Consider the following 20,771-nt stretch of genomic DNA (forward strand, 5'->3'; position numbering starts at 1 on the left):
GTTCATTGTGCCGCACCGAAGACCTGTGCCGCACCAACGGCGAGCGCCAGGAGTGCCACAGCTGCCACAACCGTCAACGGCGCCACGATCAAGCCGAACAACGCGTAGCCACGCCAGCTGATGAGGACATTCATCTTGGTGAGGCGGTCGTGCCACAACAAGGTGGCCAGGGAAGCCCACGGCGTGATGAGGGGCCCGGCATTGACGCCGATGAGCAGTGCACCCGTCCGCAACGGGGACCCGGCCAGAGGCTCAGCCAGCAGGTAGGCAGGGAGGTTGTTCACGATGTTGGACCCCAAGGCTCCCGTGGCGGCCAGCCTGAGCAGTTCCACGAAGCCTTCTCCCTGGCCGGAAAACTGTCCGATGAGCGCAGGCAAGCCAAGGTAGCGAGTGGCTTCCACCACCAGGAACAGGCCCGCGGCAAACAGGAGCAAGGACCACGGCACCAGCTGGATGGTGAGTGACCGGCGACGCCGGATGGCAAACATCACGAGCAGTACAGCGGCGGCCGCTGTCGCTGAGAGCCAGAGCGGAAGCCCCGAAACCAAGGCGGGAAGCAGCAGCGCCAGGACGATGGCCGACGCAAGCAGCAGCACCCGGTCCGTCGGCTGCCGGGAGGTCCCGGCGTCGGGCTTGATCTTGTTCACGGGAACCCGCGCATAGGTGCGCCGCAGGTCCCGACGGAACACGATGGCAATGAAGGCCAGCGGCACCACGATGGCTGCCAGCGAAGGCGCCCACATGAGTGCGGCGAAGCCGGCAGGGCTGATGCCACCCAGGTTGTGCTGTGCAAGGAGGTTTGTCAGGTTGGACACCGGCAACAGCAGGCTCGCCGTGTTCGCCAGCCACACGGTGGCCAAGGCAAACGGCAGGACCGGGAGTCCGGTCCGCCTGGTGACCGTCACGACCACCGGTGTCAGCAGCACGGCCGTGGTGTCGATGGACAGGAAGATGGTGCTCAGGATGGCGAGCACGGCCAGGAGCAGCCATAAGGCGTAGCTCCGACCACGGCCCCAGTGCCGGAGCCTGCCTGCGATCCATTGGAAAACACCGGCCTCGCTGGCCAGTTCCGTGACAACGGTCATCGCGGCAACAAACCCCATGATGGGAGCCACCCGGTCCACGAGCACGCCCACTTGGTCCCATGGCAGAATTCCCGTTGCCGCGGCAATGCCACCGGCAACCAGCAGGACCGCACCAATGATCGCCAGACGCATGGAACGGATTCTAAGCCCGTGTACTGTGCTCAACCTGCCTGCCGCACGGGAACCGCGTCACACTACCGTAAGCAATGGCGCCCCCAGGGCCGTTGCCCGCAGCCTAGCCTTGAACCATGACCAGATTCCGGAGTCTTGTCCGGGCACACAAGACAGCCACTGCCCTGGCGGGAGCTGCCGTGGCCGTGGCCATAGTGGTGGGGGCAGCACTGTTCCAGCCGTGGCGGCTCTTCACCAGCAGCAGCCTGGACGAAGCACTCCCGGCCGCCCCGGTGGCCGCGAGCTCATCGCCGGTGACGCCTGCTTCTGCTGTCCCGACGGGAACGCCCACGCCAAGCGGACCGATGATCGTCAGCTCGGGCACGTTCCAATCCCAGGAACACGAGACCACGGGCGCTGCCCGGTTGCTGAAGCTCCCGGATGGCAGCCACGTGCTCCGCCTGGAAAATCTGGCCAGCAGCGACGGGCCGGATGTCAAGGTGTGGTTGAGCAGCCTGGAGGCGGGCGGCGATTGGTTCAAGTACCGCTCAGGCCGCTCTGTGGACCTCGGTCCGGTCAAGGCCACGCACGGAAACCACAATTACGACATTCCTGCCGGAACCGATGTGGCCGGGCTGACATCGGTGGTCCTTTGGTGCAACCGATTCAGCGTCGCTTTTGGATCGGCCCCGCTCTCCTGAGACCCGCACGAGTCGTTGTGGGGCCCGCACTCTGTGCCCAGGCTGCGACGTGGGGCGTAAAACGGCCCTGCCATTGCATGGGAGGACGTAGGATGTCTTCATGACCTCCTCGCTTCCCCGCCGCATCGCCCGCATTCGGCCCCTTGAACCCCAGACGCCGGATGAACAGTTCTTCGCGTCCAACAATGACAAGGACTTCGATTCGGACGCCGGACAGCAGTGGACGCTCATCGAAACCCCGTTCCCCGGATCACGCGCCAACGCGCCCAGCCCGGCCCGGCCCGGCTGGGAAACCGGCACGGTGGTGCACCAGGACCTCTTCACCTTCCTGGCTCCCTCGGTCCCGGCCAACGTGTTCGGCATGGCCCACAATACGGGCCAGCCCGGACGCGACCTGCCACCCCAGGCCTTCCACAAGGCGGCCACGAGCGTGATCGGACCGGATGAGGCCATCCAGCTCAGTTCCACCGTGGGCTATGTGGACCCGGAGGCCGAGCTGACCATCGTTGTCAGCCGGATAGCGCGGGGCCTGACCCTCGAGACGGCGAGGTCGGCCGTCCTGGGGTACACCATTGGTAACGACGTCTCCGCCCGCGACCTCCAGAAAACCGATGAACTCTGGATCAGCGCCAAGAGCCAGGACACCTTCACCCCGGCCGGACCATGGATCGTCACCGATCTGGATGATTCAAACCTCGCGATCCGGATCGTCCACAACGGCAAGGAGCTTCAGGCCGCGAGCACGGCGGACCTTGGGTGGAAGGTGGACGAAATCATGGCCTACCTGACGTCCTTCATGACCCTGCACCCCGGCGACCTGGTTCTCACCGGCTTTCCCGCTGAGTGCGCGCGGATCCTGCCCGGGGACGTCGTGTCGTGCCGGGTGGAGGGCATCGGCGAGCTGCGCAACCCGGTGATAGAGGCCACGTGGGAGAACCAGCCGGCTTAATGTGTCAGGCTTAAGCCATGGAGACAGCCGCGGACGCCACTGGACTGCGCCCGTCTCCCCCGGCCAAACCGCCCCGCAAACGCCACCGCGGCCTCTTCAAGTACCCGGTTGTCCGTCAGCTCATCCGCTTCACGGGCGTGGGAATCATGTGCACGGCGAGCTCACTGGGCATCTACGCCCTGCTCCGTCCGTGGATCGATCCCCAGCTCGCCAACGCCGTGGCCTTGATCCTGACGTCGCTCATGAACACCGCACTGAACCGCCGGCTGACCTTCAAGATCACCGGTGGCAAGAAACGTGCACAGGACCACCTGAACGGCGTGATCGTGATTGTCATTGCGCTGTTCATCACCGGTGGCAGTTTGGGCGTCCTGCACCTGTTCCGGCCTGAGGCCACGGTCAGCGAGGAACTCTGGACCACCACGCTGTCAGGGTTTGTTGCCACAGCAGTGCGATTCACGCTCCTGCGGCATTGGATCTTCCGCCGCGCCCGCCACGTGTAGCAGCGGACAGGTAGCAGCGGCTCAGGTTTGGGCGAGCTTCCGGACACGCCCGACGGCGGTTTCCACGGCTTCCGCTGCCTGCTCCAGCTCGGCCGGGGTAATGGCGGACGTGACGCTGAAACGGACGGCTGTCTGGGCTGTCTCGGCGTCGAGTCCCAGGGCCAGCAACACAGGCGATGGCGCATCCGAACCGGCGGCACAGGCTGAACCGCTGGAGCACACCACCCCAAGCCGTTCGAGTTCCAAAAGCACCGACTCGCCGCTGGTACCGGGGAAGCAGAAGGACGCTACGGACGGCAGTCGCTTGGTGGGGTGCCCGGTCAGGACGGCATCCGGAACGGTGGCCAGGACTGCCGCGATGAACCGGTCGCGCAAACCGGAGACCCGCAAGGCAGCATCGTCTTGTTCTGCACTGGCCAACGTCAGCGCCGTGGACAGCGCAACGGCCCCTGCCACGTTTTCGGTTCCCGAGCGCCGCCCGCGTTCCTGCCCGCCACCATGGACCAGCGGCTCAAGACGCAGTCTGCCCTTGGTGAAGAGCACTCCTGAGCCCTTGGGCGCACCGAGTTTGTGCCCGGACATGCTCAGCGCGTCCACGCCAAGCCCTTTCACGTCCAGGGGCAGCCATCCTGCCGCCTGGACGGCATCGGTGTGGAACGGGACGCCGAGTTCGTGGGCCGCGGCCGCAAGTTCGGCCACGGGTTGCACCGTGCCGACCTCGTTGTTGGCGTACATGATGCTGACCAAGGCCGTCTCCGGGCGCAGCACGCTCTTCAGGGCATCCACGGTAACCAACCCGTCGCCGTCCACCGGAATGACATCCACGGCAAACCCATGGACGCGTTCAAGGTAGCGGGCCGATTCCTCGACCGCCGGATGCTCGACGCCGCTGATCGCCACCCGGTTCACCGCCGGATCGGCAGCCTGCCGGGCCAACGCGATGCCTTTGACGGCCAGGTTGTCCGCTTCGGTCCCGCCCGAGGTGAAGGTCACCTCGCCGGCGCGGCAGTTCAGGACCTTGGCGACGGCGGAGCGGGCGGCTGCGAGCGCCGTCGCCGCTGCTTCACCCAGGCTGTGGTGGCTGGAGGGGTTGCCGAAGTCGCCGCTGAGGTACGGCCACATGGCTTCGAGTACCTCGCGGCGGACGGGGGTGGTGGCAGCGGCATCGAGGAAAATCACGGAAGGTTCAGTTCGAGTTCGACGTCAAGGCCGAGGTCGAGGGCAGCGACACTGTGTGTGAGGGCACCCACGGAGATAACGTCCACTCCGGTCGCTGCGATTTCGGCCACGGTGGCGAGGTTGACGTTGCCGCTGGCCTCGACGATAGCCCGCCCGTCCACCTGCTTCACGCCGGCGCGAAGCTCCTCAGTGGTGAAGTTGTCCAGCATGATAGTGTCCACTCCCGCCGCCAGGACAGGCTCAATCTGCTCAGCCCTGTCTACTTCCACTTCGAAGTGGGTGGTGTGTCCCAGCTGTTCCTTGGCCGCCAGCAGCAACCCGGTGAGCTTGGTGGAGTCTCCACCGGTCATGACCGCCAGGTGGTTGTCCTTGGCCAGGACGGCGTCGGAGAGGCTGTAGCGGTGGTTCGCTCCCCCGCCGCATCGCACGGCGTAGCGTTCCAGCACGCGGAGTCCGGGGGTGGTCTTGCGGGTATCGGTGATCCTTGCGCGGGTGCCTTCAACGAGCCGGACGAACTCTGCGGTCTTGGTGGCGATGGCGCTCATGCGCTGGACCAGGTTGAGCCCCACGCGTTCTGCCAACAGGACCGAACGGGCACTGCCGCTGACCCGGGCGAGGTGCGCACCGGCGTCGAACGCTTCACCGTCGGCGAGCAGCAACTGGACATCGATATCAGGGTCGATGAGCTTCATGGCGTCCCGGAAGACCGTGCCGCCGCTGAGCACACCGGCCACACGGGCATTGAGCACTGCGGTGGCACTGGCATCTGCGGGGATCAGCACTTGCGAGGTGATGTCCCCGTTGGGCGCATCTTCGCCGAAGGCACGCTCAAGGATGTCCCGCACGGCTGCGGCGGGGAGGGTCAGGTTAGTCATGGACGAGGCTCGCTTTCCGGCTCATGGTGTAACGCTTGTCAGAATCGTCGACGGCGGCTGGTTCGCTCACGCTGTCGCTGCGGTAGTGCGCTCCAAGGGAGCCCCGGCGCTCCCGCGCGGCATGCACCAGCAATTGCGCCGCCAACAGCAGGTTGGCATCCTCGTGCTCGCGCACCACCAAGGACCCAGCCCCACCCAAAGGCAGAACCTCCTCAGCCCAGGCCGCAAGCTGCACCGAGGCTTCCCGGAGCAAGGCGCCGCTGCGAAGCACGCCGGCTTGCGCGGTCATCAACCGCCGCAACACACCCCTCGAAAACGGCTCACCGCCGGCAAACGAAGCCTCAATCGGCCCAGGCCCGGGGACCGACTCGAACTGCCAGGAGACAGGGGCGCTGGTGTTGTTCCCGGCGCCATCCAGCGGTGCTGGAGGCCCCGAAAGCGCCGTAGTCGCTGGTTTGGGTGACCTGCCGTCGTCGGCTGGCGGGGTCCCGGCAGCGTGCGTAAAAGCGAGGCCGCCCGCGGCCGAGTTAGCACGCAGAGGGATCGCGTCAGCCTCCCCACGGAAGGCCCCCACGAATACGCCCACGGCGCGCCGCGCAAACACGAGCCCCTCAAGCAAAGAGTTGCTGGCCAAACGATTAGCCCCTTGCACGCCGGTACAAGCAACCTCACCCGCAGCGTACAGCCCCGGAACAGTAGTGCGGCCGAACAGGTCCGTCACCACCCCGCCCATCCAGTAATGCGCCGCAGGTGCCACGGGAACGCGCTCCTTGGTCCAGTCGATGCCGGCCTGGCGGGTCCGTTGGCTGATAGTGGGGAAGCGCTTCTCCAGGAAGCCGGCGCCGCGCGCTTTCTCCACCACGGTGGCATCGAGGAAGACGTGTCCGTTGGGATCTCCGAGGGCCGCCAGGTGGAGGGCGATGCTGCGCGACACGACGTCCCGCGGAGCAAGCTCCGCATCGGGGTGGTAGTCGCCCATGAACCGTTGGCCATGGACGTCCACCAGGACGGCACCTTCGCCGCGGACTGCTTCGGAAATCAACAGCGGATCGGCGCCTGCCCGGGTTCCGGCAGGAGGAACCATGCAGGTGGGGTGGAACTGGAAAAATTCCAGGTCGGTCACCGCAGCACCCGCACGCCAGGCCAAGGCCAACCCGTCGGCGGTGGCTACGGAGGGATTGGTGGTCTGGGAGAAGAGTTGCCCTGCGCCCCCGGTGGCAAGGAGCACGGCGTCGGCCATGAGCCTCGATTCCCGCCCGTTGCGAAGGTAACTGAGGCCCGTAACCGTGCGCCCGGATGCACCTTCATCGGTGAGCAGCGCCGTGACCTGCGCGTGGCCTTTCACCGTCAGCCTGCCCTCGGCTTGGAACGCAAGCACGGTGCGGATGAGTGCGTCCGCTACCCGGGCACCGGTGGCGTCGCCGCCGGCGTGCAGGATGCGCGGTGCGGAATGGGCGGCTTCGAGCCCCAGGGCGGGGTCGCCGTCGTCGTCCAGGTCGAAACTCACACCGAAGCGCACCAGGCCGGCCATGTCCAGCCGTGCCTCGGTGCACAATACCCGGACCGCTTCCGGGTCACAGTGACCCGCGCCGGCCTTGAGCGTATCGGCGATGTGGGCCGCCACGGTGTCTCCCGGAGCGGGTTCGTCCAGGACGGCGGAGATGCCGCCCTGGGCGAACCAGGTGTTGCTGTCCTCCAGGGCGCCTTTGGTGAGCAGGACGACGTCGGTCCCCGCCTCGGCAGCGAGCAGCGCGGCGTACAGACCCGCAATACCACTGCCAACGACAACCAGTCGCCGTGGAGCGGAGGGGCCGGAGAGGCTCGACGTTCGGGGTGTCGAGATCATGTGGGGCTCGATTCGGCTAGTCCGGTGAACCGGTGTTCCTGTGCCTTGCTGAAGGCAGCATGTTTAGGCGGGCTTGGCGGCCAACATGCGCTCCAGCGCAACCTTGGCGTTGTCCTGCACGGTGTCGTCCACGGTGATGCGGTTGACGATGCGTCCTGCCACGAGTTCCTCAAGCACCCAGGCGAGGTAGCCGGGGTGGATGCGGTACATCGTGGAGCACGGGCAAATAACGGGGTCCAGGCAGAAGATGGTGTGCTGCGGGTTTTCCGCTGCCAGCCGGTTCACCATGTTGATCTCGGTGCCGATAGCGAACGTGGTGGGTTCGGTGGCGGCCGCGATGGCCTTCTTGATGAAGTCGGTGGACCCTGCGGAGTCTGCCGCGTCCACTACTTCCATGGGGCACTCGGGGTGCACGATCACGTTGACGCCCGGGTAATCCTGGCGCGCCTTCTCGATCTGGCCCACGTTGAAGCGCTTGTGGACTGAGCAGAATCCGTGCCAGAGGATCACGCGGGAATCCAGCAGGGTCTGTTCGTCGTTACCGCCCAGTTCCTTGCGGGGGTTCCACATGGGCATCTGCTCCAGCGGCACGCCCAGGGCCTTCGCGGTGTTCCGGCCCAGGTGCTGGTCGGGGAAAAACAGGACGCGCTGGCCACGTTCGAACGCCCATTCCAGCACCACCTTGGCGTTCGAGGACGTGCAGACGATCCCGCCGTTGCGTCCGCAGAAGGCCTTGAGGGCGGCAGAGGAGTTCATGTAGGTGACGGGAATGACCGGCACGCGTCCATCGGCATCGGTTTCCGTGCCGAAGATTTCCTCGAGTTGTTCCCAGCATTCCTCCACGGAATCCTCGTCGGCCATGTCCGCCATGGAGCAACCTGCTGCGAGGTTGGGCAGGATGACTGCCTGTTCGGGCGTGGAGAGGATGTCCGCGGTCTCTGCCATGAAGTGCACGCCGCAGAAGATGATGGCTTCGGCGTCAGGTTTGGTGAGGGCGGCGTTGGCGAGCTGGAAGGAGTCGCCCACGAAGTCCGCGTACTGGACCACTTCGTCGCGCTGGTAGAAGTGTCCCAGGATCACGGCGCGCTCCCCCAGGGCCTCCTTGGCCGCGCGGATTCGCTGGTCGAGTTCAGCCTCTGAGGCCCGCTTGTACTCCTCGGGAAGCTGCCCCTGTCGCGGCGTTGTCTTGGGGGCGACATCACTGCTGGAGGCGCCCGGACCGTAGGCGGGCATGCCCGCGAGGGACTCGGCGAGGTCGTACTCCCAGGGGCCCTTGGCAAGGGCCGGGCTGCAGGTTGCGCCCGCGCGGGACAGGCCGTTCTCGGCTTCTTCGCGCGTGATCAGCTGGACGGCAGTGTTGACGCTGCTCATGGTGTACTCCTGTTATCTGGCCCGAGGCCGGGCGTGCCGGTGAAGCGGTAGAGGCGTGGCGGACGGTGTTTTCCGCCTTGCAGGTATTCACCGGTTTCTTCGATGTCCGGTGTGGCTTTGATTTGCCGGCGGAAGTTCGCCGGATCAAGCTGGCGGTCCAGGACGGCCTCGTAGACCTCGCGGACCTGCGCCAGCGTGAAGAATTCGCCCAGCAGGTGGTAGGCGATGGAACCGTAGGCCATTTTGTTGCGGAGACGCCACAGGGCGTAGTCCACAATCGCATTGTGGTCGAAGGCGAGTTCCCCCAATCGGTCCGCCCGGAACCATTTCACGTTCTCCGATTCGTCGGCGAGCGCGGCCTGGGTGGGCTGCACCAGGGCCCAGTAAACGATCGAGACCACGCGCTGGCTGGGCGAGCGGTGCAAGCCCCCAAAGGCGTACAGCTGCTCTAGGTACTCGGGCACCAGGCCGGTGGTGTCGCGGAGGTTGCGGGACGCGGCATCCTGGAGGGATTCGTCATGGGCCAACGGTCCGCCGGGCAGGGCCCACTGGTCCTTGTACGGCTCGCGGATCCGCCGCACCAACGGCAGCCACAGCGTCGGGCGGCCTGTCTTTTCGCTGGGCCTGAGGGCGAAGATCACCGTGGATATGGCCAACGACGGCGGTGCGAGCCGCCGCTCGGCGACGTTGGCTGAGTTGACGTTCACGGCTTCACCTCGCTTCGTCGCCGCTGGAACCTTCTGTTCCGGATTAGTTAAAGTCAGATTGACTAGAACTAATGGTACGACTCGAAGGGCGAACGGCAAAATGCTTTTCGTCACACAGGCTTCGCAGCAGACTCCATGAGCGGGAGGGTGCGTCCCTGGATGTGGCTGTTCAGCACGATCACCGAGGAACACCTGACCACGGATTTGGTGGCGATCATGGCGTCGAGGACCCGCTGCATATCCGGATTGGAGCGCGCGGCGATCCGCACCATGAGATCCGAGTTACCGGTGACGGTATGGACTTCGATGATCTCCGGGATGGCACTGAGGCCTTCGATGATGGCGTCATGGCCGATCTCCTGCGTAATGGTGACCGAGCAAAACGCCACCACCGGGAATCCGAAGTTTGCCGGGTCCGGCTGCGGCACCCACGAACCGATGACGCCGTTCTCGATCATGCGGTCAATGCGGGATTGCACCGTTGCCCGTGCCACCTTCAGGACCCGCGACGCCTCCAGGACGGAGGATCGCGGCGAATCCGTGAAGAAACGTACAATTTTTGCATCAAGAGCATCGACCAGCATCAAAGTTCCTGTCCCCGGGGAGCCTTACCCATCACATCGCCACAGCAAAAAGTGATGTATCTTACAAACTGCGAGAATTATTCCACGGCTCTTGCTGCGTCGTCGACGCCCCGCGCGCCCAGCCCACAAAGCAGGCACGCCAACACCCGCATGAAATCCATAGAAGGTAGACACGTATGACAACGAAGTCCATCGCGGCTCCTGCATCGAAATCCGGCCTCGGCCACTCCCTGAAGCCACGCCAGCTCACCATGATGGGCCTGGGCAGCGCGATTGGAGCAGGACTTTTCCTCGGATCGGGCGCAGGTGTCCAAGCGGCCGGTCCGGCGGTCCTGGTTTCCTATCTCGTGGCCGGGACCCTGATCATCCTGGTGATGTGGGCCCTTGGCGAGATGGCGGCAGCCAACCCGAACAGCGGTGCCTTCTCCGTCTACGCCGAGAAGGCCATGGGCAAGACCGCCGGCGGCACCATCGGTTGGCTGTGGTGGCTGCAGTTGGTGGTGGTGATTGCGGCCGAAGCCCTCGGGGCCGCGGGACTCCTCTTCTCCGTCTGGCCGGTCATCCCGGTCTGGATCCTCGCGCTGGTGTTCATGGTGGTCTTCACCGGCATCAACCTGGTGGGCGTGCGCAATTTCGGTGAGTTCGAGTTCTGGTTCGCCATCCTTAAAGTGGCCGCAATCGTCATCTTCCTGCTCATTGGCGCAGCGCTCCTCTTCGGTTGGCTGCCGAACGTCACCTCGCCGGGCCTCTCGGCTTTCGGTGACTTCGCACCCAACGGCATTGGCGGCATCGCAGCAGCGCTCTTCGTGGTCATCTTCGCCTTCGGCGGGACTGAAATCGTCAGCGTCGCCGCAGCCGAAACGCAGAACCCCGCGCACAGTGTCGGCAAGGCCATCCGGACCGTCGTGTGGCGGATCCTGGTTTTCTACATCGGTTCGGTTTTCGTTATCGCAGCGATCCTGCCAGTGGGATCCGAAGGCCTGAAGTCTCCCTTTGCGGGCGTCCTGGACCTCGCGGGCATCCCCGGCGCCGGCGCAGCCATCACCCTCGTTGCGGTTGTTGCCCTGCTGTCCGCACTGAACGCCAACCTGTACGGCGCTTCCCGCATGGTGTTTTCGCTCTCCGAGCGCGGCGAGGCGCCGCGCTTCCTCTCGCGGATCAACGGCTCCAAGGTGCCGGTTGCCGCCGTCGGGATTTCGGTTGCCTTCGGCTTCGTCGCCACGGTGCTGGAACTGCTGTTCCCGGACAAGGTTCTGCCGGCCCTCCTGAACCTGGTGGGCTCCACGTGCCTGGTGGTCTGGGGTACCGCGCTGGTTTCCCAGCTCATTCTTCGCCGCCGGGCAGACCGAGACGGCACGGAACTTCCCCTTCGCATGAAGGGCTTCCCGGCGCTGACCATCCTTGGTCTCGTCCTCCTGGGCATCATCTTCGCCGTTGGCTTCGCCAATCCGGAGAGCGCCGGCCAACTGTTCGGCACCGCGGTGTTGATCCTCGTGATCGCGCTCGGCTGCTTCCTCAACGCCCGCGCCAAAGCGGGCCGGGTGGGTCATTCCGTCGAGTAGCCACTTGTCCAGCAAATAAAAGAGGCTCTTTGCAGTTTGTCCTGCAAAGAGCCTCTTTTTGTAGCCATTTTGTACAAACTGTTTGACCAAAACATAGCTGATTGCGCACCCATCGTTCCGGTGACTAGTGTCACAGCCATGACAACCACACCAGTGCTTGCCGCCGTCGAAGGAGACGAGGCACCGCTCACGCACCAGCAGTTGCGGGAGCTGTACACGCTCATGGCCGCTGTCCGCCATCTGGATACCGCTGCCGTCGCCTGGCAACGCCAGGGAATCATCCCCGGGTATGCGCCGGAACTGGGCCAGGAAGCCGCCCAGGTTGGCAGCGGCTACGCCGTGGACCGCTCCCGGGACTTCGTCTTCCCCACGTACCGCGAGATGGGCGTTGCCCGTGCCATGGGGTTGGACATGGTGGGCTACATGTCCACCCACAAAGCGACGTGGCACGGCGGAATGTACAACCCGCTCGAATCGCGCTTCGCGCCCATCCAAGCCGTCGTGGCCGGTTCCGTCCTCCATGCCGTTGGCTGGGCCCACGGCCAGACCCTGTCCGGAGAATCCGGAGTGGCGCTGACCTACTTCGGCGACGGGGCATCCTCCCAGGGCGACGTCCACGAGGCCATGAACTTTGCCGCAGTCATGAAGGCCCCGGTGGTGTTCTTCATCCAGAACAACGGCTGGGCCATATCCGTGCCAACGGAGCGTCAGGTTGCCGGTGGTTCCGTGGCCGCACGCGCTGCCGGATACGGCATGCCCGCAGTGCAGGTGGACGGGAACGACGTGGTGGCGGTCCACGAGGCCACCCGTTCGGCCTTGGCCCACTGCCGCGCGGGCAACGGCCCTGTGGTGATCGAAGCCATAACCTACCGCCGCGGTCCGCACTCCACGGCTGACGATCCCGGCCGCTACCGCACGCTGGACGAGGAACGGCTGGATGCCGGGGAAGACCCGCTTGCACGCTTCCGGCAGCAACTGCTGGCCGACGGCGTGGCAGACCAGTCCTTCTTCGACGTGGCCCAGCGCCAGGCAGAGGAAGAAGAAGAGGCCATCCGAGCCGGCATCGAATCCCTCGGACCCCGTCCCGGCGCTGAAATGTTCAGCCTGGTCTTCCAGGAACCCACCCCCGCCCTGCAATCCCAGGCCACCGCGTGGCGGAAGGAGTCCGACCATGTCTGAGACGCTCATGGAAACCAAAACCCGTGTTGAGCACTTGTCCATGCAGCAGGCCCTCAACCGGGCCTTGGACGACGTCCTCGCGGAAGATCCGAAGGCCGTCATCTTCGGCGAAGACTGCGGCAAACTGGGCGGCGTCTTCCGGATCACCGACGGCCTCCAGGCCAAGCACGGCGAAGACCGCGTGTTCGACACCCCCTTGGCCGAGTCCGGCATCCTCGGAATGTCCGTCGGCTTGGCCATGGCCGGCTTCCACCCCATCCCCGAGGTGCAGTTCGACGGTTTCGCCTACCCAGCCATCAACCAGATCGTCTGCCAGATTGCCCGGATGAACTACCGCAGCCGCGGCACGCTGCCCATGCCCATCACCCTGCGCGTTCCCAGCTTCGGCGGCATCCGCGCTCCCGAGCACCACGGGGAAAGCCTCGAGGCCTTGTTCGCCCACGTGCCCGGCCTCAAGGTTGTATCGCCCTCCACCCCGCACGACGCCTACCACCTGCTCAAGTACGCCGCTTCCCGGCCGGACCCGGTGATCTTCATGGAACCGAAGTCCCGCTACTGGCAGAAAGGACCAGTCGACGTCGCCACAGCGGTTCCCGCTGAAGAAGCGAACGACGGCGGCAGCCTTACCGGGGCACGCGTAGCGCGGAGGGGACGGCACGTGACGCTCGTGGCCTGGGGCGCCATGGTGGTACGTTGCCTGCAGGTGGCCGAACTGACCGCCGAAGACGGCATCGACGTCGAAGTCCTGGACCTGCGCTGGCTCAAACCCATCGATGCCGAAGCACTGGCTACCTCCGTTGCGAAGACGCGTCGCGCCGTCGTCGTCCATGAAGCGCCGCTGACCTCGGGCCTGGGCGCCGAAGTCGCCCAACTCATCACGCAGCAATGCTTCAACAGCCTGAAGGCGCCCGTGGAGCGCATCACCGGCTTCGACGTGCCCTACCCCTCCGGCGACCTGGAGGACGAATACCTGCCCACCATCGACCGCATCCTCTATGGGATCCAACGTGTACTGGAGTACCGCCGTGGCTGAAATTTCCTTCCCCCTCCCCGACCTCGGTGAAGGCCTCATCGAAGCAACCGTCCTGGAATGGCTCGTGGAGCCGGGCCAGCAGGTGGAACGGAACCAACCCCTGGTGGAGGTGGAAACCAGCAAGTCAGCCCTCGAGTTGCCCAGCCCCCAGGCGGGTAAAGTGGTGCGTATTCACGGCGAGCCGGGTGGGACCATCAACGTCGGCGAGCCGCTGATCGTGTTCGAGGTACCGGATGACACCGCCGGGATCGTGGGCACTGTTCCGAAGGACGAAGCACCCAAGCGCCGGGTCCGCCTGAGCGCCGTACTCGATGAGGACTGACATGATGACCGGCAGGCACACAGTGGAACAGCGGCACACCGTTGAAGGCACTGATCCCGAATTGTTCGTCGAAGTCCACGAACCTGCCACGGATGCCGGGTTGCGCCCCGTGCTGTTGATCCACGGATTCTCCTCCTCCAGCAAGCTGAACTGGGGCGACAGCGGCTGGATCACCACCCTCCAGGAAGCGGGCCGTCGGGTCATCACCGTTGATCTGCCCGGCCACGGCCGCAGCCACTCCCCCGAAGACCTGGACTCGTACACGCCCAGCCGGATCCGTGCCGACCTGCTCCAGATAGTGTTCGACGCCGGAGCGCGGCCGCTGCGGGACGGGAACCCTGCCAGCGGTTTGGACATCATCGGATACTCGCTGGGTTCGCGGTTGGCGTGGGAATTCGCCGCCACGCAGCCGGACCTGGTGCACCGTGTGGTGCTGGGCGGGCCCAGCGCCGCCGACCCGCTCGCCGCTTTCGACCTCCCGGCGGCCCAGCGGTACCTGGCCGACGGCACACCAATTGCAGACCAGTCCACAGATGGGCTGCTGAAAATGGCCCGGCTCCTGCCCAGCAACGACCTCTTCGCCATGTTGTCCCTCATCGAAGCCATCAAGGGAGAACCGTTCGACCCGGCAGAAGCCGCACCCCACATCCCGCTCCTGTTGGTTGCCGGCGAAAAGGACGAGCGCGCGGCCAGTATGCCTCAACTGGCAGAACTGGCGGGGAATCGCGGCGCCGCAGTGGAAACCCTGGTGGTTCCGGGCCGGACCCACACCAACGTCATCACCAGCCGCGCGTTCAAGGAAGCCGCCGTCCGGTTCCTGGGGGCCTGAGCGGTCTTGGCTGACAGGCCTACCGGGCCAGCCGCTCAGCGTTCAGGCTCATCCGCTCCAGGACACTGACGGCCATGGCGTATTCGTCAATACCGATGCCCATGGACAAATCCAGGCGCGCCTCCTCCACCAGGCGTTGGGCTTGATGGAAGGTCTCCCGGCCGCGATCGCTGAGGGTAAGCCTGTCATCGATCATGGTGATCAGCCCCCGGCCAACCAGCGAGGCGAGCTCCCGTTCCCGCAACCGGACGTCCGTGCCCCAGAACGGGCTCAGGACCTCGTGCAGTTCGTCCGGCTTCATGGTCGTCTCGGACAGGGCGTTGAGCGTTTGCCACTGGCGCCGGCTCAGCTTGACCCGCGCAAGCGTACTGTCCAACTGCACTTCAAGGGCGGCATCGAGCCGCTTGATCCAATAACCGATGGGCTTGTTCACAAGGCCATGCTTCCAGTGTGACAATCCCCGGGCAAGGATGAACTGTAGGCTTGAACCAGCGCCGGACAACATGGGAATGGGAGCAAATGGGCATGCGTTTCAGGGACCGGGCTGAGGCCGGGCAACGCCTGGCCCAGGGACTCCCCCAGTTCAGGGAACGGCCGGACACCGTGGTGCTGGGCCTGGCCCGCGGCGGCGTACCCATCGCCGCGGCGGCAGCAGCAGAACTGTATTTGCCCTTTGGCGCCGTCCTGGTGCGGAAGCTCGGCATCCCCGGACGGGATGAGACGGCCTTTGGAGCCCTCGCCTGGTGCCAGGGGGACGTTGTCCGGATCGTCAACAGGCAACTGAAGTCACTGCTGCTTGCCCGAGGCATGGCCGAGTCCGCCCTCGATGCGGTGGAGGCCGCCGAACGCGCTGAACTCAGTCGTCGTGCCGCAGGATACCCAGGCATCAACCACCATCTGCGTGGCAAGAGCGTCATCCTGGTGGACGACGGCCTGGCCACGGGAGCCACCATGCGGGCCGCCGTCGAATCCGTCCGCGCGGCAGGTGCCGCCGCCGTCGTCGCCGCAGTCCCTGTCGCATCCCTCGAAGCATCAACGTCGCTGTCCCGGGTGTGCGACGCCGTGTTCAGTCTGCACATCCCGGGCAAGTTCCACGCCGTGGGCGCCTTTTACCGGCACTTCGAGCAATTGACGGACGAGGATGTCATGGAATTGCTGAAGGGCACGGAAGGGCATTCCTAGCAACGCAGGAAGGGGCGCAGCCGGTGTGTCGACTGCGCCCCTTGTTGCTGGTTTCGGCTAGTGGTGCGTGCTGAAGCCGAGCGGACGGCCCTTGGTTTCCTTGGCCAGGATCACTCCTACGGCGGAGATGACGCAGAGGGCCATGATGTAGATGCCTACCGAGCCGGACCACTTGGTCTGGTCAAGGAGCGCCTGCGCGATGGTCGGGGCGAAAGCACCGCCGAGGATCGCGCCGAGGGCGTAGCCGATGGAGATGCCGGAGTACCGGACCTGCGGCGGGAACATCTCGGCGTACATGGCGGACATGGGACCGTAGGACAGTCCCAGGCCGATGGTCAGGACAAAGAGGGCCAGGCCGTAGAGCACGATGTCCTTGCTGTCGATGAGCGCGAACAGCGGAATCATCCAGGCAAACACCAGGGCATAGCCCAGCAGGAACGTCTTGACGCGGCCGATCTTGTCCGAAAGCCAACCGCCCACCATGGTGAAGATGAGCCAACCGAAGGAGGCGATGGTGGTGGCGAGGAGGATCTGCGGGGTGGGCATCTTCAAGGCCTTGGTGGCGTAGGAGATGAAGAACGCGATCAGCAGGTAGCCCGCGGCGTTGTTGGCGATGAAGATCAGGGCCGCGAGGACGACTTCCTTGGTGTTGTGGCGGAAGAGCTCACCGAGGGGAGCCTTGCTTTCGGCCTTGCGCTGGGCGATCTCCTTGAACACCGGGCTTTCGCCGACCGCGCGCCGGATAAGGTAGCCCACCACGATCAGCACCACAGAGAGCAGGAACGGGACGCGCCAGCCCCAAGCAGCGAAGTCTTCCTTGGACATGCCGGACTGGAGGAAGAACAGCAGCCCGGTAGCGAGGATCATGCCGATCGGTACGCCAATCTGCGGGTAGGCTCCGAACAGCCCGCGCTTGGTGATCGGTGCGTGCTCCACGGCCATCAGGGCCGCGCCGCCCCATTCACCACCGGCGGAGAACCCCTGGACGACGCGCAGGAAGATCAGGAGCACGGGAGCCCACAAGCCGATGGTTTCGTACGTAGGCAGCAAGCCGATGAGGGCTGTCGCAGCACCCATCATCACCAACGTCATGACCAGGACGGCCTTGCGTCCCACCCTGTCACCCAAGTGACCGGCAATGGTTGCCCCGAGGGGGCGGAAAAGGAAACTGATCCCGATGGTAGCGAAGGAGAGGATCTGCGCGACTCCGGGGTTGGACTTCTCCAGCGGCGTCAGGAACAGCGGCGACAACAGGGTGGCCGTGAGCTGGGCAAAGATGAAGAAGTCGTACCACTCGATGGTGGTTCCTACCAGGGTCCCGGCCAGGACGCGGCGCTCTTCGCGCTTACTGCTGGGACCTGACAGGGAGTCGACAGAGGAAGTTGCGGTCATTGGAACTCCAGTGGGTGTGAGTGACTCGTCGGCGCGTGAATTGCATTAACCGACAGAACGGTCAGTTAGGAAACTGTACTACATACTGTGACCGAAAGCACAGGGCTTCCGGGACATAGGATTGGTGGCATGAGTTCCCGCAGCGACGTCAAAGGACCGACGGAGGCACCTACCCAGGCTCCGCCGTCGCAAACCCTCTCGCGGGGAATCCGCGCACTGGAGATCCTGGCGGCCGCCGATCGCCCCCTGACCATTGCCGAACTCGCCGAAGCACTGGGCGTGCACCGCTCCATCGCTTACCGCATCCTTCGCACCCTGGAGGACCACTCGCTCGTGTTCCGTGACGACTCCGGCCGGGTGCAGCCCGGGGCCGGACTCGCTGTCCTGGCCCGCGGCGTGTCGCGCAACCTGCAGGCCGCAGCCCTCCCCGAACTCACGCAACTGGCCAACACGCTGCACATGACAGCCTTCGTTGCCGTGTGGGACCACCAGGAATGCGTCACCCTGGTCACGGTGGAACCCCGCCAATCCGGCGCGGCACTCGCCCAACACCCCGGAACCCGCCACCCCATCAGCACCGGCGCGCCGGGCATCGCCATCCAGTCGACCATGACCGAGGAGCGCTGGCAGCAGGTAGGACCAGGCCTGCCGTACCGGGCTGAAGCACACGAGGCCAAGCGCGTCGGCTACGCCACCAGCCACGACGAAGTCATTGCCGGGTTGTCCTCGCTGGCCGCCCCCATCCACGTTCCCGGCGGACGGCCGGCCGCGATCGCCGTCGTCTATATCCGGATGGACCAGGACGCGGACCAGGTGGGGCAGGCACTCGCGGCAAGCGCTGCGCGGATCGAAAGCCAGCTCGCCTGAAGTCATTCCCTCCAGGCCAAGGAGTGTGCCCCAGCACACAAGACCGCGGCCCAAAGGATTTCGAATACTCATAAGAGGACAGGACCGTTTGGCCTGCCCTTACAGAGTTTCGGAAGGAACCCCATGAGCGTGAATCTCCTTGACACGTCCAACTGGCTGCCGCTGGACGGCCTGGCCCCTGGCTTCGACGCCAATAAGGCACCGACAGTCCAGGACCTTGCAGGCCGCCACTTCACCGTCAACGGCGACGGCGGTCCCATGACGTTCAGCTTCGACGACGAAGAGGTGAACTGGGCAGCCGCAGGACAAGCCGGCACTGCGCAGTACGAAGCCTTCCTTGTGGCCGAACAGCTCTATTACGCACAGTGGCACAGCAGCGTGGAAACAGGGCTGGCGGTGTCCCTCATCCTGGACCTGGCCAACGGCCGGGCCCTCTACATCGGCGCCCTGCTGGGGCAAGCAACTCCCGGTACCACTGCGGTGGAGCACGATTTCCGGGCCGGCGTCCTTGAGGGTTACTCGACCGGCGGCGAACCGATCCAGGAAAGCACCGGCCTGATCGGCCGCCGCGTGGAATGGGTCTACAGCCCGGTTCACGCCTACGAACACGTGTACCTCAGCCCCACCTGGTACACGTGGCAGTGCCTGGCGGGTCCCGAACGCGGCCTGGCGGACACCGACTCCAACACCGTCTTCCAGGTCAGGCCGGGCATCTTCGTCTTCACGTGGCGCGAGAAGGTGATTCCGTGCGGATCGGTGACCATCGCCGATCACCGCGATGTCAACGCCATCCGCTCCCACGGGAGCCTCTTCGGCTGGGACGAGTCCGGAGTGGCACCCGTCCACTTCACGTTCGGCGCCCATGGCCGGCTGGTCAGCGTCAGCCACCACAGCCCCGGGCTGAACCCCGCGCTCTAAAAGCAGAAGGCGTCCCGGCGGAATCTGCCGGGACGCCTTTTTGCTGCGTTTTCAGCTTTCCGGGCTGCGTTTTCAGCTCTCCGAACCGTGGCCGATCCGAGCATAGAGCGCCGGCCGCGAGCGCCGCAGCCGCAAGCCCCAGATAATGCCAACCACACCCGGGAGCAGCACCACCAGCGGCAGGACAAAGGTGGCCGCCGTGGACTCCGTTTGTCCCAGAAGGACGTTGAAGTTGGCCAGGATCAGCACGAACACCACCGCCAGAAGGACGAACCCGAGTGTCGGTGCCACCACGCGGACCCACAGGCTGGCGCCGTGTGATTCCTTGCGGAAGAAGCCAATCACGGCGAGGGAGACGACCGTCATAAGCAGCACCAGTCCCATCGCTCCGCTGTTGGTCAACCAGGTGAACATGGTGAGCACGGGGTACAGTTCCCCGAGTTCGGAACCGCTCCCGGCGATGGCGAACGCAACGGTCACGACGACGGCGATCAGTGTCTGGGCCAGCGAACCGGCAAAGGGCGCTCCACTGCCGGGACGGACCGCAGCGAGGGCTGTGGGAATAACCTGCTCGCGGCCCAGGGAGAAGAAGTAGCGGGCGACGGCGTTGTGGAAGCTGACCAGGGCGGCGAAAAGGCTCGTGACGAAGAGGACCTGCGCGATGTCGCTGAGGAGGACGCCACCATTGGCGCCCAGGAAGGAGAAGATCATGTCCGGTCCGTTGGCAGTGGCGGTCTCAATCACGGCAGACGGCCCCGCGCCTACGGTCATGGCCCACGCGGACACGGCGTAGAAGAGGGCAATGATGGCGACGGCGGCAAACGTGGCGCGGGCAACGGTGCGCTTGGGGTCCTTGGATTCCTCGCCGTAGATGGCCGCCGATTCGAAGCCCATGAACGCCGCAATGCCGAAGGAAAGCACCGCTCCGATTCCCGGAACGAAGAGGCTCTCCGGAGTGAACGTCGCGGCGCTAACACCTTCGGGCGCCACTGCCAGGCTCATGATGTCGTAGACAATGACCACCAGGAATTCGAGTGCCACGAGGATGCCCAGGACCTTCGCAGACAGGTCCACGCGGTTGACTCCAAGCCAGCCCACAATGGCGATGCAGACGAGCACGGGAATCCACCACGGAACGCTGACGCCCAGCCGCGCGGAGAGCAACGAGGACACCGTGAAGCCGAAGAGCCCATAAATGCCCACCTGCATCAGGTTGTAGGCCATCAGCGCCACGAGCGAGGCGCCTACTCCGGCAGGCCGGGAGATGCCTTGGGCAATATAGGCGTAGAAGGCCCCGGCATTGGTGACGTAGCGGCTCATGGCGGCGTACCCCACGGCGAAGAGGGCCAGGATCCCGCCGAGGATGAGGAAGGACAACGGCACGCCGGTGACGCCCGTTACCGCGAACGTGGTGGTCACGCCACCGGCCAGGACGGTGAGCGGCGCCGAGGCCGCGATGATCATGAACGTCACGGCCGGAACGCCCAGACGCCTCTTGGTGGTGACGGACCCGGCGGTCCGGCCTTTCACGGGATTGTCCACGCTCATAAGTGTGCTCCTGCCTCGATACCGCGGG

The 20,771-nt window shown here is 65.2% G+C and carries 21 protein-coding genes; 11 read left to right on the plus strand and 10 right to left on the minus strand.

Annotated features, from left to right (window positions below):
* Positions 1–2 precede the first annotated feature (2 nt).
* Entirely contained in the window at positions 3–1,217 is a 1,215-nt protein-coding gene (locus tag ACIQT2_RS02570) for an SLC13 family permease (protein ID WP_402943303.1), read from the minus strand.
* Between the two features lie 116 nt (positions 1,218–1,333).
* Here ACIQT2_RS02570 and ACIQT2_RS02575 point away from each other — a divergent pair, with 116 nt between their 5' ends.
* From ACIQT2_RS02575 to ACIQT2_RS02585, 3 genes are all read left to right on the plus strand, one after another.
* On the plus strand, positions 1,334–1,897 hold the full coding sequence (locus ACIQT2_RS02575) for a DM13 domain-containing protein (protein WP_402943306.1): 564 nt from the start codon (positions 1,334–1,336) through the stop codon (positions 1,895–1,897).
* Between the two features lie 100 nt (positions 1,898–1,997).
* The gene (locus tag ACIQT2_RS02580) at positions 1,998–2,846 is read left to right on the plus strand and encodes a fumarylacetoacetate hydrolase family protein (RefSeq protein WP_402943308.1); all 849 of its coding nucleotides are present in this window, start codon (positions 1,998–2,000) and stop codon (positions 2,844–2,846) included.
* A gap of 17 nt (positions 2,847–2,863) precedes the next feature.
* Positions 2,864–3,349, plus strand: a complete 486-nt coding sequence (locus ACIQT2_RS02585; protein WP_402943311.1) for a GtrA family protein — start codon at positions 2,864–2,866, stop codon at positions 3,347–3,349.
* A gap of 21 nt (positions 3,350–3,370) precedes the next feature.
* Here ACIQT2_RS02585 and ACIQT2_RS02590 read toward each other — a convergent pair whose 3' ends face one another.
* The 6 genes from ACIQT2_RS02590 to ACIQT2_RS02615 all read right to left on the minus strand — a co-directional run bounded on the left by ACIQT2_RS02590 (position 3,371) and on the right by ACIQT2_RS02615 (position 9,911).
* On the minus strand, positions 3,371–4,528 hold the full coding sequence (locus tag ACIQT2_RS02590; RefSeq protein WP_402943313.1) for a cysteine desulfurase family protein: 1,158 nt from the start codon (positions 4,526–4,528) through the stop codon (positions 3,371–3,373).
* Positions 4,525–5,403, minus strand: a complete 879-nt coding sequence (gene nadC / locus ACIQT2_RS02595) for a carboxylating nicotinate-nucleotide diphosphorylase (RefSeq protein ID WP_402943315.1) — start codon at positions 5,401–5,403, stop codon at positions 4,525–4,527. The genes ACIQT2_RS02590 and nadC overlap by 4 nt, the downstream gene beginning before the upstream one ends.
* The gene (nadB, locus tag ACIQT2_RS02600; protein WP_402943318.1) at positions 5,396–7,249 is read right to left on the minus strand and encodes an L-aspartate oxidase; all 1,854 of its coding nucleotides are present in this window, start codon (positions 7,247–7,249) and stop codon (positions 5,396–5,398) included. The genes nadC and nadB overlap by 8 nt, the downstream gene beginning before the upstream one ends.
* A gap of 63 nt (positions 7,250–7,312) precedes the next feature.
* Positions 7,313–8,620, minus strand: coding sequence for a quinolinate synthase NadA (gene nadA / locus ACIQT2_RS02605; RefSeq protein ID WP_400330332.1), 1,308 nt, complete (start codon positions 8,618–8,620; stop codon positions 7,313–7,315).
* The gene (locus ACIQT2_RS02610; RefSeq protein ID WP_400330330.1) at positions 8,617–9,327 is read right to left on the minus strand and encodes an NrtR DNA-binding winged helix domain-containing protein; all 711 of its coding nucleotides are present in this window, start codon (positions 9,325–9,327) and stop codon (positions 8,617–8,619) included. The genes nadA and ACIQT2_RS02610 overlap by 4 nt, the downstream gene beginning before the upstream one ends.
* 110 nt (positions 9,328–9,437) lie before the next feature.
* Positions 9,438–9,911: an Lrp/AsnC family transcriptional regulator gene (locus ACIQT2_RS02615; RefSeq protein ID WP_397322473.1), complete on the minus strand. Its 474-nt coding sequence runs from the start codon at positions 9,909–9,911 to the stop codon at positions 9,438–9,440.
* Between the two features lie 176 nt (positions 9,912–10,087).
* On the opposite strand from ACIQT2_RS02615, the gene ACIQT2_RS02620 reads away from it, so the two are divergent.
* The 5 genes from ACIQT2_RS02620 to ACIQT2_RS02640 all read left to right on the plus strand — a co-directional run bounded on the left by ACIQT2_RS02620 (position 10,088) and on the right by ACIQT2_RS02640 (position 14,836).
* Positions 10,088–11,473: an amino acid permease gene (locus ACIQT2_RS02620; protein WP_402943322.1), complete on the plus strand. Its 1,386-nt coding sequence runs from the start codon at positions 10,088–10,090 to the stop codon at positions 11,471–11,473.
* Between the two features lie 138 nt (positions 11,474–11,611).
* Complete coding sequence (locus tag ACIQT2_RS02625) at positions 11,612–12,652, plus strand: thiamine pyrophosphate-dependent enzyme (protein ID WP_402943325.1); 1,041 nt, start codon at positions 11,612–11,614, stop codon at positions 12,650–12,652.
* Complete coding sequence (locus ACIQT2_RS02630; RefSeq protein ID WP_402943327.1) at positions 12,645–13,685, plus strand: alpha-ketoacid dehydrogenase subunit beta; 1,041 nt, start codon at positions 12,645–12,647, stop codon at positions 13,683–13,685. Before ACIQT2_RS02625 ends, ACIQT2_RS02630 begins: the two co-directional genes overlap by 8 nt.
* Positions 13,678–14,007 (plus strand): biotin/lipoyl-containing protein, encoded by a 330-nt coding sequence (locus tag ACIQT2_RS02635; protein WP_400269037.1) that lies wholly within the window; start codon positions 13,678–13,680, stop codon positions 14,005–14,007. The genes ACIQT2_RS02630 and ACIQT2_RS02635 overlap by 8 nt, the downstream gene beginning before the upstream one ends.
* A 1-nt stretch (position 14,008) precedes the next feature.
* A complete protein-coding gene (locus ACIQT2_RS02640; RefSeq protein ID WP_402943329.1) occupies positions 14,009–14,836 on the plus strand; it encodes an alpha/beta fold hydrolase in 828 nt (275 codons plus the stop codon).
* 19 nt (positions 14,837–14,855) lie between these two features.
* On the opposite strand, the gene ACIQT2_RS02645 is transcribed toward ACIQT2_RS02640, so the two are convergent.
* Positions 14,856–15,269, minus strand: a complete 414-nt coding sequence (locus ACIQT2_RS02645) for a MarR family transcriptional regulator (protein ID WP_400330318.1) — start codon at positions 15,267–15,269, stop codon at positions 14,856–14,858.
* Positions 15,270–15,355: 86 nt separating this feature from the next.
* On the opposite strand from ACIQT2_RS02645, the gene ACIQT2_RS02650 reads away from it, so the two are divergent.
* Positions 15,356–16,018, plus strand: coding sequence for a phosphoribosyltransferase (locus tag ACIQT2_RS02650; RefSeq protein WP_402943762.1), 663 nt, complete (start codon positions 15,356–15,358; stop codon positions 16,016–16,018).
* 57 nt (positions 16,019–16,075) lie between these two features.
* On the opposite strand, the gene ACIQT2_RS02655 is transcribed toward ACIQT2_RS02650, so the two are convergent.
* Positions 16,076–17,410, minus strand: coding sequence for an MFS transporter (locus tag ACIQT2_RS02655; protein ID WP_397322464.1), 1,335 nt, complete (start codon positions 17,408–17,410; stop codon positions 16,076–16,078).
* Positions 17,411–17,539: 129 nt separating this feature from the next.
* On the opposite strand from ACIQT2_RS02655, the gene ACIQT2_RS02660 reads away from it, so the two are divergent.
* Positions 17,540–18,277, plus strand: a complete 738-nt coding sequence (locus ACIQT2_RS02660; RefSeq protein ID WP_402943333.1) for an IclR family transcriptional regulator — start codon at positions 17,540–17,542, stop codon at positions 18,275–18,277.
* Between the two features lie 123 nt (positions 18,278–18,400).
* Entirely contained in the window at positions 18,401–19,195 is a 795-nt protein-coding gene (locus ACIQT2_RS02665; RefSeq protein WP_402943336.1) for a MoaF C-terminal domain-containing protein, read from the plus strand.
* A 72-nt stretch (positions 19,196–19,267) separates the two neighbouring features.
* Here the strand turns inward: ACIQT2_RS02665 and ACIQT2_RS02670 are convergent, their stop codons facing one another.
* Positions 19,268–20,743, minus strand: a complete 1,476-nt coding sequence (locus tag ACIQT2_RS02670; RefSeq protein ID WP_402943339.1) for an APC family permease — start codon at positions 20,741–20,743, stop codon at positions 19,268–19,270.
* Positions 20,744–20,771 lie beyond the last annotated feature (28 nt).

Source organism: Paenarthrobacter sp. NPDC090522, assembly GCF_044769225.1.
Classification (GTDB): Bacteria; Actinomycetota; Actinomycetes; order Actinomycetales; family Micrococcaceae; genus Arthrobacter.